The sequence below is a fragment of the Streptomyces sp. NPDC002588 genome, from assembly GCF_040295925.1.
GTDB lineage: Bacteria > Actinomycetota > Actinomycetes > Streptomycetales > Streptomycetaceae > Streptomyces.
On record NZ_JBEOWF010000016.1, the window covers coordinates 103,455 to 115,990 of the forward strand.

Consider the following 12,536-nt stretch of genomic DNA (forward strand, 5'->3'; position numbering starts at 1 on the left):
CCCGGCAACAGCTCGAACAGCTTTTACTGCAAGGAGGCACGGGTGCCGCTGCTGACCCGCATCAGGGGACCGCGCGATCTGGACCGGCTCAGCCCGGAGGAGCTGGACCAGCTGGCAGGGGAGATCCGGACCTTCCTCGTCGACGCCGTGTCCAAGACCGGTGGCCACCTCGGCCCCAACCTCGGTGTGGTCGAGCTCACCATCGCCCTGCACCGGGTCTTCGAGTCGCCGAAGGACAAGGTGCTCTGGGACACCGGCCACCAGTCCTACGTGCACAAGCTGCTGACCGGCCGGCAGGACTTCTCGAAGCTGAAGATGAAGGGCGGCCTGTCCGGCTACCCCTCGCAAGGAGAGTCCGAGCACGACGTCATCGAGAACAGCCACGCCTCCACGGTGCTGGGCTGGGCCGACGGCATCGCGAAGGCCAACGAGATCCTCGGCCGCGACAGCCACGTCGTGGCGGTCATCGGCGACGGCGCGCTCACCGGCGGCATGGCCTGGGAGGCGCTCAACAACATCGCCGACGCCAAGGACCGCCCGCTGGTCATCGTCGTCAACGACAACGAGCGCTCCTACGCCCCCACCATCGGCGGCCTCGCCAACCACCTCGCCACCCTGCGCACCACGGACGGCTACGAACGGTTCCTGGCCCGCGGCAAGGACCTCCTGGAGCGCACCCCCGTCGTCGGCAAGCCGCTCTTCGACACCCTGCACGGCGCCAAGAAGGGCCTCAAGGACTTCATCGCCCCGCAGGGCATGTTCGAGGACCTGGGCCTGAAGTACGTCGGCCCCATCGACGGCCACGACCTCGAGGCCCTGGAATCCGCGCTGGCCCGCGCCAAGCGCTTCGGCGGCCCGGTGATCGTGCACTGCCTCACCGAGAAGGGCCGCGGCTACCAGCCCGCCCTGCAGGACGAGGCCGACCGCTTCCACGCCGTCCCCAAGATCCACCCCGACACCGGCCTGCCGATCGCCTCCTCCGGCGCCGACTGGACCTCCGTCTTCGGCGAGGAGATGGTCAGGCTCGGCGAGGAGCGCGAGGACATCGTCGCCATCACGGCCGCGATGCTCCAGCCCGTAGGCCTCGACAAGTTCGCCAAGCGTTTCCCGGAGCGGGTCTACGACGTCGGCATCGCGGAGCAGCACGGCGCCGTCTCCGCCGCGGGCCTCGCCCACGCCGGAGTGCACCCCGTCTTCGCCGTCTACGCCACCTTCCTCAATCGTGCCTTCGACCAGGTCCTCATGGATGTCGCCCTCCACAAGTGCGGTGTGACCTTCGTACTGGACCGGGCGGGGATCACCGGCACCGACGGCGCCTCCCACAACGGCATGTGGGACATGTCGATCCTCCAGGTGGTCCCCGGCCTGCGCCTCGCGGCTCCGCGCGACGCCGACCAGGTCCGCGCCCAGCTGCGGGAGGCCGTCGCCGTCGACGACGCGCCGACCGTCGTCCGCTTCTCCAAGGGCGCCGTCGGCCCCGCCGTACCCGCCGTCGGCCGCGTCGGCGGCATGGACGTCCTGCGGCAGGCGGGCACGGACCGGCCCGACGTGCTGCTCGTCTCCGTGGGCGCCCTGGCGCCCATGTGCCTGGAGATCGCCGGCCTGCTCGAGAAACAGGGCATCACCACCACCGTCGTCGACCCGCGCTGGGTCAAGCCCGTCGACGAGGCGATGGCCCCGCTCGCCGAGCGGCACCGCGTGGTCGTCACCGTCGAGGACAACTCCCGCGTCGGCGGCGTCGGCTCGGCCGTCGCCCAGGCCCTGCGGGACGCCGGCGTCGACGTCCCGCTGCGCGACTTCGGCATCCCGCCGCGCTTCCTCGACCACGCCTCCCGTGCCGAGGTCATGGCGGAGATCGGCCTGACCGCCCCCGACATCGCCCGCCAGGTCACCGGCCTGGTCGCCAAGCTCGATGGGAAGTACGGCACTTCGGCCGCCGAGGTGGACTCCGTGCAGCCCGCCTGCGACTGACACCTCCCGACACGCCCGTACGGGCCGGTTTCACCACGGGCCAGAGTGGTGAAACCGGCCCATTCGCGTGAAGTCGCCCGCGCCGGGGCATACGCAATACGCCCCCTCTCGATCATGTCGAGGACGAGACAGCGTGGGAGGTATGTCCGTGAGCAACACCCTCTTCAGGACGAAGAACATCGAGCAGTCCATCCAGGACACCGAGGAGCCGGAGCACGCGCTCAGGAAATCCCTGTCCGCGCTGGATCTGACCGTCTTCGGCGTCGGCGTCATCATCGGCACGGGCATCTTCGTGCTGACCGGCACGGTCGCCAAGAACAACGCCGGTCCCGCCGTCGCCCTGGCCTTCGTCGCCGCCGGGGTCGCCTGCGCGCTCGCCGCGCTGTGCTACGCCGAGTTCGCCTCCACCGTCCCGGTGGCCGGCTCGGCCTACACCTTCTCGTACGCCTCCCTCGGGGAACTGCCCGCCTGGATCATCGGCTGGGACCTGGTCCTGGAGTTCGCGCTGGGCACGGCGGTGGTGGCCGTCGGCTGGTCCGGGTACATCGCCTCGCTCCTGGACAACGCGGGCTGGCACCTGCCGGCGGCGCTCAGCGGACGAGAAGGCGCCGACGGCTTCGGCTTCGACATCCTCGCCGCCGCCCTCGTCCTGGTGCTGACCGCCATCCTCGTGGTCGGCACGAAGCTCTCCGCGCGGGTCACCACGGTCGTCGTGGCCGTCAAGGTGACCGTCGTCCTCACCGTGATCATCGCGGGCCTCTTCTTCATCCACGGCGAGAACTACGACCCGTTCATCCCGAAGGCGCAGACCGTCGAGGCCGGCAACAACCTGCAGTCGCCGCTGATCCAGCTGATGTTCGGCTGGGCGCCCTCCAACTTCGGCGTGATGGGCATCTTCACCGCCGCGTCCGTGGTGTTCTTCGCCTTCATCGGCTTCGACGTCGTCGCCACGGCCGCCGAGGAGACCAGGAACCCGCAGCGCGACATGCCCCGCGGCATCATCGGCTCCCTCATCATCTGCACGGTCCTGTACGTCGCGGTGTCGATCGTCGTCACCGGAATGGAGCACTACACCAAGCTGTCCGTGAGCGCCCCGCTCGCCGACGCCTTCAAGGCCACCGGGCACCCCTGGTTCGCGGGCTTCATCAGCTTCGGCGCCGCCGTCGGCCTCACCACCGTCTGCATGATCCTGCTCCTCGGCCAGACGCGGGTGTTCTTCGCGATGAGCCGCGACGGACTGCTGCCGCGCTTCTTCTCCCACGTCCACCCGCGGTTCAAGACCCCGCACCGGCCGACCATCCTGCTCGGCGTCCTCATCGCGATCCTGGCCGGCTTCACCAGCCTCAGCGAGCTCGCCGAACTGGTGAACATCGGCACGCTCTTCGCCTTCGTGGTCGTCGCGATCGGTGTGATCATCCTGCGCCGCACCCGTCCCGACCTGCCCCGGGCCTTCCGCACCCCGTGGGTGCCGGTCATCCCGATCCTGTCGGTGTGCGCCTCGCTGTGGCTGATGCTCAACCTGCCCGCCGAGACCTGGCTCCGCTTCGGCATCTGGATGGTCGTCGGCTTCGTCGTCTACTTCCTCTACGGCCGCTCCCACAGCCTCCTCAGCCGCCCCGCCCAACCCGCGGCCACGGACGCGCCGTAGCCGGGGCGAGCGGTGGCCCGGAGCGTGCGATCAAGGGCGTACCGCCCGGGGGCCGGTGACCTCCGCGCCCAACTCCGTCACGCGTCGCCGCAGTTCCCGGTCCGCCGTGACCACCAGGCGGGGCCGTCCGGCGTGGCGGGCGACCAGGGCGACGATGTGGTCGTCGCCGCTGCCGGGCGCCGCCTCGACCGGCACGCCGGGCACGGACTCCACCCCGCGGGCCGCACCCTCGACGACGAGGACGAACTCCACCGGGCCGTCATGGCCGGGCAGACCCTCCGCCGCCAGCCGGTCCCGGAGCCGGACGGCCGCGCCGTGGCGGTCCCGCCACCAGCCGTCGGGCACCGAGCCCACGACGTTCGCCGCGTCGACGATCACCAGCAGAGGAGAGTCGTGGCCGAGGTCGCTCATGGGGAAAGCGTCGCACGGGGAGCGGTGCACGGGGCGGACGGACGGACCCGTGTGACGCCCCGCACGGCATGCCGGGCCGCACGGCGTTTTACAGTGATCCGGTGAACGGCGACTGGTTCATACGCGGCCGCGACGGCAGGCTCAGTGTCTATCTGTCCTCGGGCGACGCCGTCCTGTGCCGCGCGGAGAGCGGGCCGGGCGGCGCCTGGGGGCCCGCACGCAGGACGGGAGGCGACCAGAAACTGCACCCGGTCGCCGCGATCGGGCACGGCGCCGACGCGTACGCCCATCTGGCCGCCTGGCGGCCGACCCGCTCCCACGAGGCCGGCCTGGTGCACTCGACCCACTTCCGGCCCCGTCTGGCGGCCCTGGACTGGACCCCGATCGGGCACCCCGACAACAAGGGCGACCGCACCGGCACCCCCGCGGTCGCGGTCGACGCCGAGGGACGCGCGCATGTCTTCGTCCGCAACAGAGGGACCGGTCTGAGCATGGTCGCCCAGAAGGAGAAGGGCGGCTGGGAACCGTGGTGCGACCTCAAGGGGAACGGCCTGCACGACGGGCTCGCGGCCGTGACCGGGGAGTCCGGCCGCGTCGAGGTGTACGCCTCGGTGCCCGGGGCCCTGCTGCACTGGGTGCAGGAGGAGCCGGGGGCGCAGCCGGTGCTGGAGGAGGCGTTGGAGGCGCGGGTCCGGTCCGGGACACTGCGCGCGCTGGCCACCTCGCCGCAGCGCACGACGCTGTTCTTCACCGACGAGTCCGGCGACCTGTGCGCCTGGCGCCCCGGCGACAAGCCCGTCTCGCTGCTGGCCGCGGCCGGTCCGGGCCCGGTCGCCGCCGTGCGCTGTGAACTCGACGGCCACGACTGCACGTTGCTCGCCCAGCGGTCGGCCTCCGGCCGGGTCGCCTTCGCCGCCTACCCCACCGAACAGGAGGCGGCCGGCGCCTGGTGGACCGACTCCGGGCCTCAACTCCCCACCGACGCCGAGGTGTCGCTCGCCGTCGACGAGGCCGGCCGGGTCGTCGCCGCCGCCCTGTCACCGTCCACGGGCGACCTGCTGATCACCTGCCGCAAGGACGAACCGGGCCTGGCCCTGGAGGCCTGGCGCCCGGTCTGACCGGCAGAGCCGCGGCACGAGGTCAGGAGGTCACGAACTCCCGCCGGTCACCGGGGACTTCTTCGCCGACTCGGGGATCTCCGGGTCGGAGCGGATCGCCTTCCACAGGGTCGACGCCTGCGGCTCGGCGGCCACGACCCGTTTCGGGTCGGTCTTGTCGTACGCCACCGCCACCCCGGCAACCCGGCCGTCACCGCCTCGCCGTCCCCCGAGACCGGCACGCTCGTCGTCACCCGCGGCGACCAGGGGGGTGTGGCCCACCGCTTCCTGCCCGGCGACGAACCCTGGCGCGAGCTGCCGGCCACCGGACCGGGCGGCACGATCACCGGCGCGCCCGCCGCTGCCTTCGACGCCCTGGGCCGCGCCGTCATCGCGGTCCTCGGCGCCGACGGCCGCCTCGCCGCCGCCCGTCAACTCGCCCAGGGGTCGCCCGAGTCCGGACCGTGGACTTCCCTCGGCTGACATGAGAGAGGGCCTCCGCCGTACCGGCGGAGGCCCTCTTCACATCAGTGCGACGGTTACGCCGGAACCGACGCCACGCCGGCCGCCAGGAACCGCTTGCCGGTCACCCGCTCGGAGACGCCCTCGCGGTCCAGGTACGGCGTGATGCCGCCCAGGTGGAAGGGCCAGCCCGCGCCCGTGATCAGGCAGAGGTCGATGTCCTGGGCCTCGGCGACGACGCCCTCGTCGAGCATGAGCCCGATCTCCTGCGCCACCGCGTCCAGGACGCGCTCGCGGACCTGCTCCTCGCTCAGGACGACGTCGCCCTGCTTCAGCAGCGCGGCGACCTCCGGGTCGAGCTCCGGCTTCCCGCTGTCGTAGACGTAGAAGCCGCGCTTGCCCGCCTTGACGACGGCCGCGAGGTTCGGGGAGACCGTGAAGCGGTCCGGGAAGGCCCGGTTGAGGGTCTCCGAGACGTGCAGACCGATCGCGGGACCGACCAGCTCGAGCAGGACGAGCGGGGACATCGGCAGGCCCAGCGGCTCCACCGCCTTCTCCGCGACCTCGACCGGGGTGCCCTCGTCGATGACGTTCTGGATCTCGCCCATGAAGCGGGTCAGGATGCGGTTCACGACGAACGCCGGGGCGTCCTTCACCAGGACCGCGGTCTTCTTCAGCTTCTTGGCGACGGCGAAGGCGGTGGCCAGCGACGCGTCGTCGGTCGCCTCGCCCCGCACGATCTCCAGCAGGGGCAGGATCGCGACCGGGTTGAAGAAGTGGAAGCCGACGACCCGCTCGGGGTGCTGGAGCTTCGACGCCATCTCCGTCACCGACAGCGAGGAGGTGTTCGTCGCGAGGATCGCGTGCGCCGGGGCGACCGCCTCGACCTCCGCGAACACCTGCTGCTTGACACCGATCTCCTCGAACACGGCTTCGATGATGAAGTCCGCGTCCGAGAAGCCCTCGGCCTTGTCCAGGACACCGGAGACCAGCGCCTTGAGACGGTTGGCCTTGTCCTGGTTGATCCGGCCCTTGCCGAGCAGCTTCTCGATCTCCGCGTGGACGTAGCCCACACCCTTGTCGACGCGCTCCTGGTCGATGTCGGTCAGCACGACCGGCACCTCCAGGCGGCGCAGGAAGAGCAGGGCGAGCTGAGAGGCCATCAGACCGGCGCCGACGACACCGACCTTGGTGACCGGACGGGCCAGGTTCTTGTCCGGAGCGCCGGCCGGCCGCTTGCCGCGCTTCTGCACCAGGTTGAACGCGTAGATGCCGGCGCGCAGTTCACCGCCCATGATCAGGTCGGCGAGCGCCACGTCCTCGGCGTCGTAGCCCTGCTGCAGGTCGCCGTTCTTCGCGGCGGCGATGATGTCCAGCGCGCGGTAGGCGGCCGGGGCCGCGCCGTGCACCTTGGAGTCGGCGACGAACCGGCCGCGCGCGACGGCCTGGTCCCAGGCCTCACCGCGGTCGACGACCGGGCGGTCGACGACGATCTCGCCCTTGAGGACGGACGCCGTCCAGAGCAGCGACTGCTCCAGGAAGTCCGCGCCCTCGAACAGGGCGTCGGCGATGCCCAGTTCGTAGACCTGGGCGCCCCCCAGCTGCTTGTTCTGGTTGAGACTGTTCTCGATGATCACCGAGACGGCCTTGTCCGCGCCGATCAGGTTCGGCAGCAGGGTGCAGCCGCCCCAGCCGGGGACCAGGCCGAGGAAGACCTCGGGCAGCGAGAAGGCGGGCAGGGCCGTGGACACCGTGCGGTAGGAGCAGTGCAGACCGACCTCGACACCGCCGCCCATCGCCGCGCCGTTGTAGTACGCGAAGGTGGGGACGGCGAGTCCCGACAGGCGCTTGAAGACCTCGTGGCCGCCCTTGCCGATGGCGAGCGCGTGGTCGTACTCCTTGAGGAGCTCGACGCCCTTCAGGTCGGCGCCGACGGCGAAGATGAACGGCTTGCCGGTGACACCGGCACCGACGATCTCGCCGGCCGCCGCCTCCTTCTCCACCTGGTCGATCGCGGTGTTCAGGTTCGCGAGCGAGGCGGGGCCGAAGGTGGTCGGCTTGGTGTGGTCGAGACCGTTGTCCAGGGTGATCAGGGCGAAGCGCCCGGCCCCGAACGGCAGGTCCAGATGGCGTACGTGTGCGCTTGTGACGACCTCGTCCGGGAACAGGTCGGCCGCACCCTTCAGCAGCTCGGCGGTGGTGCTCACTTGTCCCCCTCGAAGTGCGGGTTCTCCCAGATGACCGTCGCGCCCATGCCGAAGCCGACGCACATGGTGGTCAGGCCGTAGCGGACCTGCGGCTGCTCCTCGAACTGGCGGGCCAGCTGCGTCATCAGCCGGACGCCGGAGGAGGCGAGCGGGTGGCCGAAGGCGATGGCGCCGCCGTACTGGTTGACGCGCTCGTCGTCGTCGGCGATGCCGTAGTGGTCGAGGAAGGCCAGGACCTGGACGGCGAAGGCCTCGTTGATCTCGAACAGACCGATGTCGGAGATCGACAGACCCGCCTGCGCGAGGGCCTTCTCCGTGGCCGGGATCGGGCCGTAGCCCATGACCTCCGGCTCGACGCCCGCGAAGGAGTACGCGACGAGGCGCATCTTCACCGGCAGGTCGTTCTCGCGGGCGAAGTCCTCGGAGGCGATCAGCGAGGCGGTCGCGCCGTCGTTCAGACCGGCCGCGTTGCCGGCGGTGACCCGGCCGTGGACGCGGAACGGGGTCTTCAGACCGGAGAGGTTCTCCAGGGTGGTGCCGGGACGCATCGGCTCGTCGGCGGTGACCAGGCCCCAGCCCGTCTCACCGGCCTCCGGGTTGGTGCGGCGGACCGAGACCGGCACCAGGTCGGCCTGGATCTTGCCGTTGGCGTACGCCTTGGCGGCCTTCTCCTGCGAGCGCACCGCGTACTCGTCGGCGCGCAGCTTGGTGATCTGCGGGTAGCGGTCGTGCAGGTTCTCCGCGGTCATGCCCATGAACAGGGCGGACTCGTCGACCAGCTTCTCGGAGACGAACCGCGGGTTCGGGTCCACGCCCTCGCCCATCGGGTGGCGGCCCATGTGCTCGACACCGCCCGCGATGGCGACGTCGTACGCGCCGAAGGCGACCGAACCGGCGACCGTGGTGACGGCGGTCAGCGCGCCGGCACACATCCGGTCGATGGAGTAGCCGGGCACGGAGGTCGGCAGACCGGCCAGGATGCCGGCGGTGCGGCCGATGGTCAGGCCCTGGTCGCCGATCTGCGTGGTCGCGGCGATGGCGACCTCGTCGACCTTCTTCGGGTCGAGGCCGGGGTTGCGGCGCAGCAGCTCCCGGATCGCCTTCACGACGAGGTCGTCGGCGCGGGTCTCGTGGTAGATGCCCTTCGGGCCCGCCTTGCCGAACGGGGTACGGACGCCGTCGACGAAGACGACGTCCCTGACGGTACGAGGCACGATGGCTCTCCTCCAGAGGGTGCGGGATGGCACTGCTGCGGCACGCAAGCGCTGAGCGCGCGCTCAGAACCCATGCTACTTATCGGTAACGTAGCTGCCCAGTCCCGGAGGTCCAAGCGGCGAAGGTCACACCTTCGGCGCAGCGGTCGACCCGCTCGGAGCTCGGCATGGGCCCGGAACGTCCTGTACGAGAGCACTTCGTATGCCGTCACAAGATCTTGGCGTGATCTCGACGTCCCCGTTCCGCTTCAAGGGCCTCTGCGCGGCGCACCGGGAGACGATCTCGGCAGGAGCCGTGCCGGTGATCCTGCCGACCCCGATCGTCTTCCTGGGGCGGCGGCCTCAGTCGGACAGCGCCGCGACCAGCACCGGCGTGACCTGCTCCACCTGCCACGGACGGGCCCCGAGCTCCACGAGCGCGGCCGTGATGGACTCCGTGTCCACCGCGGCCGGCGGCTCCCAGCAGACCCTCCGGACGGTGTCCGGAGCGATCAGGTTCTCCTGGGGCATGCCGAGCTGCTCGGCCAGCCCGGACACGGCGGCCCGCGCCGCGGACAGCCGGGCCGCGGCCGCCGGATCCTTGTCGGCCCAGGCCCGCGGCGGCGGCGGCCCGGCGACCGGCTGTCCCGGCTGCGGCAGCTGCGCCTCGGCGAGCGACTTCGCCCGGTCGACGGCCGCCTGCCACTGCTCCAGCTGCCGTCGCCCCGTCCGGTGCCCGAAGCCGTTCAGCGCGGCCAGCGCGTGCACGTTGGCGGGCAGGGCGAGCGCGGCCTCCACGATGGCGGCGTCCGACAGCACCTTGCCCGGTGAGACGTCCCGCCGCTGGGCGATCCGGTCCCGGGTCTCCCACAGCTCCCGGACGACCCCCAGCTGCCGGCGCCTGCGCACCTTGTGCATGCCGGACGTGCGCCGCCAGGGGTCCTTGCGGGGCTCCGGCGGCGGGGCGGAGGCGATCGCGTCGAACTCCTGGCGGGCCCACTCCAGCTTGCCCTGCCGGTCGAGCTCCTTCTCCAGCGCGTCCCGCAGGTCGACGAGGAGCTCGACGTCCAGCGCGGCGTACCGCAGCCAGGGTTCCGGCAGCGGGCGGGTCGACCAGTCGACCGCGGAGTGCCCCTTCTCGAGGACGAAGCCGAGGACGCCCTCGACCATCGCGCCCAGGCCGACCCGCGGGAACCCGGCGAGCCGCCCGGCCAGCTCGGTGTCGAACAGCCGCGTCGGCACCATGCCTATCGCGCGAAGGCAGGGCAGGTCCTGGGTGGCGGCGTGCAGCACCCACTCGACGTCGGAGAGGGCCGCGCCGAGGCCGGAGAGATCCGGGCAGGCCACGGGGTCGATCAGTGCGCTGCCGGCGCCCTCGCGGCGCAGCTGCACCAGATACGCGCGCTGTCCGTAGCGGTAGCCGGAGGCGCGCTCGGCGTCCACGGCGACCGGGCCGGTGCCGGCGGCGAAGGCGGCGATCGTCTCGGCGAGGGCCTCCTCGTCGGCGATCACGTCGGGGATGCCCTCGCGTGGTTCGAGCAGTGGTGTCGGCGCCCCGGAAACTGGAGTAGCAGTTGATCCGCCGTCGTCCGGAGGGGCGCCTCCGGTGGTTCGCAGTGAACTGGCTGCTGCGGTTTCTTGGGCGTCGGTCACCTGTCAAGGGTATCCGTGTGTGGACGGCACCCGCCGACGGAACGTTCCGTCGGCAGGCACCTCAGGGTCGTAAACCGGTCAGGAATCGGTCAGGGGGTGGTCAGGGAGCGGCAGAGTGGGTGAACGGACCGGAACGGACCGCTTCGGACGGCCCCTTCCCGGTGTGCGGGACGGGGGTGTCGACGGGGGTGTCAACGGGTGTTCTCAATGGATGATGCCGGTCCGCAGGGCCACCGCGACCATGCCGGCGCGGTCGCCCGTGCCGAGCTTGCGGGCGATGCGGGCGAGGTGGCTCTTGACGGTCAGCGCGGACAGGCCCATCGAGACGCCGATCGCCTTGTTCGACTGGCCTTCGGCGACCAGCCGCAGCACCTCGACCTCACGGCCGGAGAGCTCGCGGTAGCCGCCCGGGTGGCTCGGGGCACCCGGGGGGCGGCGGTGCAGACGGGCGGCGGCGGATCCGATGGGGGCGGCGCCGGGCCGGGTGGGGAGCCCGACGTTGGTGCGGGTGCCGGTGACGACATAGCCCTTGACGCCGCCCGCGAGGGCGTTGCGCACGGCGCCGATGTCGTCGGCGGCGGAGAGGGCGAGCCCGTTGGGCCAGCCCGCGGCGCGGGTCTCCGACAGAAGGGTGAGGCCGGAGCCGTCGGGCAGGTGGACGTCGGCCACGCAGATGTCACGGGGGTTGCCGATGCGGGGACGAGCCTCCGCGATGGACGAGGCCTCGATCACGTCGCGCACACCGAGCGCCCACAGATGGCGGGTGACGGTGGAACGCACGCGCGGATCGGCCACGACCACCATCGCGGTGGGCTTGTTCGGGCGGTAGGCGACCAGGCTTGCGGGCTGCTCGAGGAGAACGGACACCAGGCCTCCTGGTGGGGGGACGGGGCCGGCTCGTGGGGCTCGTGGGGATGAAGCCGGGACGAACCGTGCTTTCAAGGTCACAGTCGTCTTCGGCAGCGAACCAGGGGTCCTTTAGAAAATGATCACGATCTAGTGAGTAACAATACGTGCAATTCGGACATGCGATCGATCATCCGAAGATCGAATCGGTTTAAGTGGGTGCGGTACGGGATCGAAAGTGGCCGTATCGACAAAGAGATGGTCAATGTGGTTTGGGTGTCCCCGTCGGTCGGCGACTGCCGGGGAACGTCAGCGCGACTGCGGGTCCCGCCGCTGCGGCAGCGTCACCACCGACGCGTCGCCCGGCCCGGCCGGCGGCAGCCCCGCCACCTGGGCCAGCAGATCGCACCAGGACGCCAGATGCGCCGCCGAGTCCGGCACCCCGCCCAGCCCCTCGCGGGGCGTCCAGGAGGCCCGGATCTCGATCTGCGAGTTCGCCGGGCGCTCCGCGAGGCCGCCGAAGTAGTGCGAGCTCGCCCGCGTGACCGTCCCGCTCGGCTCGCCGTACCCCAGCCCGCGCGCCTGCAGCGCACCGGTCAGCCAGGACCAGCACACCTCCGGCAGCAGCGGGTCGGTGGCCATCTCCGGCTCCAGCTCGGCCCGGATCAGGGTCACCAGCCGGAAGGTGCCGCGCCAGGCGTCGTGCCCGTCCGGATCGTGCAGCAGCACCAGCCGGCCGTCGGCCAGATCCTGCTCGCCGTCCACGACCGTCGCCTCCAGCGCGTACGCGAACGGCGCGAGCCGCTTGGGAGCCGGTGTCGGATCGATCTCGATCTGCGGCCGCAGCCGCGCGCCCTTCAACGCTTCGACGGCGGTCCGGAAAGGCAACGGCGCGGATGGCGCCGACCTGCTCTCATCCCGGTCCCCCCCGTTCGCGTCGTCCATCTCGCCAGCGCCGTCCGACAGTCGTCCCTGAGCCGCAGCCATGCGGGGAAGATTAAGGGGAACGGGGCCTTCGCGCAGGGCAAGACACCCGCGCGGGGCCATC

At 71.4% G+C, this 12,536-nt stretch carries 10 protein-coding genes and 2 pseudogenes; 5 read left to right on the forward strand and 7 right to left on the reverse strand.

Translation table 11 applies throughout. The annotated features are described in order from the left end of the window. Window positions 1-42 precede the first annotated feature (42 nt). Both dxs and ABT057_RS20040 read left to right on the forward strand, forming a co-directional pair. Entirely contained in the window at window positions 43-1,971 is a 1,929-nt protein-coding gene (gene dxs / locus ABT057_RS20035; protein ID WP_352344510.1) for a 1-deoxy-D-xylulose-5-phosphate synthase, read from the forward strand. Window positions 1,972-2,119: 148 nt separating this feature from the next. Beyond that, window positions 2,120-3,619 carry an amino acid permease gene (locus tag ABT057_RS20040; RefSeq protein ID WP_352344411.1) on the forward strand — a complete coding sequence of 500 codons (1,500 nt, stop codon included), beginning with the start codon at window positions 2,120-2,122 and terminating at the stop codon, window positions 3,617-3,619. Window positions 3,620-3,649: 30 nt separating this feature from the next. Here the strand turns inward: ABT057_RS20040 and ABT057_RS20045 are convergent, their stop codons facing one another. Next, window positions 3,650-4,030: an NTP pyrophosphohydrolase gene (locus ABT057_RS20045; RefSeq protein ID WP_352344412.1), complete on the reverse strand. Its 381-nt coding sequence runs from the start codon at window positions 4,028-4,030 to the stop codon at window positions 3,650-3,652. Window positions 4,031-4,131: 101 nt separating this feature from the next. Between ABT057_RS20045 and ABT057_RS20050 the strand changes: the two genes are divergently transcribed. Continuing rightward, a complete protein-coding gene (locus ABT057_RS20050) occupies window positions 4,132-5,148 on the forward strand; it encodes a PLL family lectin (RefSeq protein WP_352344413.1) in 1,017 nt (338 codons plus the stop codon). Window positions 5,149-5,178: 30 nt separating this feature from the next. Here ABT057_RS20050 and ABT057_RS20055 read toward each other — a convergent pair. Further along, window positions 5,179-5,316 (reverse strand): annotated as a pseudogene (locus ABT057_RS20055) (LCP family protein); the annotation flags it as partial. 84 nt (window positions 5,317-5,400) lie between these two features. Here ABT057_RS20055 and ABT057_RS20060 point away from each other — a divergent pair. After that, window positions 5,401-5,610 carry a hypothetical protein gene (locus ABT057_RS20060; protein WP_352344414.1) on the forward strand — a complete coding sequence of 70 codons (210 nt, stop codon included), beginning with the start codon at window positions 5,401-5,403 and terminating at the stop codon, window positions 5,608-5,610. Window positions 5,611-5,666: 56 nt separating this feature from the next. Here the strand turns inward: ABT057_RS20060 and ABT057_RS20065 are convergent, their stop codons facing one another. Continuing rightward, complete coding sequence (locus ABT057_RS20065; RefSeq protein WP_352344415.1) at window positions 5,667-7,796, reverse strand: 3-hydroxyacyl-CoA dehydrogenase NAD-binding domain-containing protein; 2,130 nt, start codon at window positions 7,794-7,796, stop codon at window positions 5,667-5,669. Then, window positions 7,793-9,010 carry a thiolase family protein gene (locus tag ABT057_RS20070; protein ID WP_352344416.1) on the reverse strand — a complete coding sequence of 406 codons (1,218 nt, stop codon included), beginning with the start codon at window positions 9,008-9,010 and terminating at the stop codon, window positions 7,793-7,795. Before ABT057_RS20070 ends, ABT057_RS20065 begins: the two co-directional genes overlap by 4 nt. A 196-nt stretch (window positions 9,011-9,206) precedes the next feature. On the opposite strand from ABT057_RS20070, the pseudogene ABT057_RS20075 reads away from it, so the two are divergent. Then, window positions 9,207-9,341, forward strand: a pseudogene (locus tag ABT057_RS20075) (carbohydrate ABC transporter permease); the annotation flags it as partial. 11 nt (window positions 9,342-9,352) lie between these two features. On the opposite strand, the gene ABT057_RS20080 reads toward ABT057_RS20075, so the two are convergent. The 3 genes from ABT057_RS20080 to ABT057_RS20090 form a co-directional block, all read right to left on the reverse strand. Beyond that, on the reverse strand, window positions 9,353-10,642 hold the full coding sequence (locus ABT057_RS20080; RefSeq protein WP_352344417.1) for a ribonuclease D: 1,290 nt from the start codon (window positions 10,640-10,642) through the stop codon (window positions 9,353-9,355). A gap of 204 nt (window positions 10,643-10,846) precedes the next feature. Continuing rightward, window positions 10,847-11,509: a response regulator transcription factor gene (locus ABT057_RS20085; RefSeq protein WP_189715754.1), complete on the reverse strand. Its 663-nt coding sequence runs from the start codon at window positions 11,507-11,509 to the stop codon at window positions 10,847-10,849. Between the two features lie 288 nt (window positions 11,510-11,797). Further along, window positions 11,798-12,475, reverse strand: coding sequence for a DUF3000 domain-containing protein (locus tag ABT057_RS20090; protein WP_352344418.1), 678 nt, complete (start codon window positions 12,473-12,475; stop codon window positions 11,798-11,800). Between the last annotated feature and the right edge of the window lie 61 nt (window positions 12,476-12,536).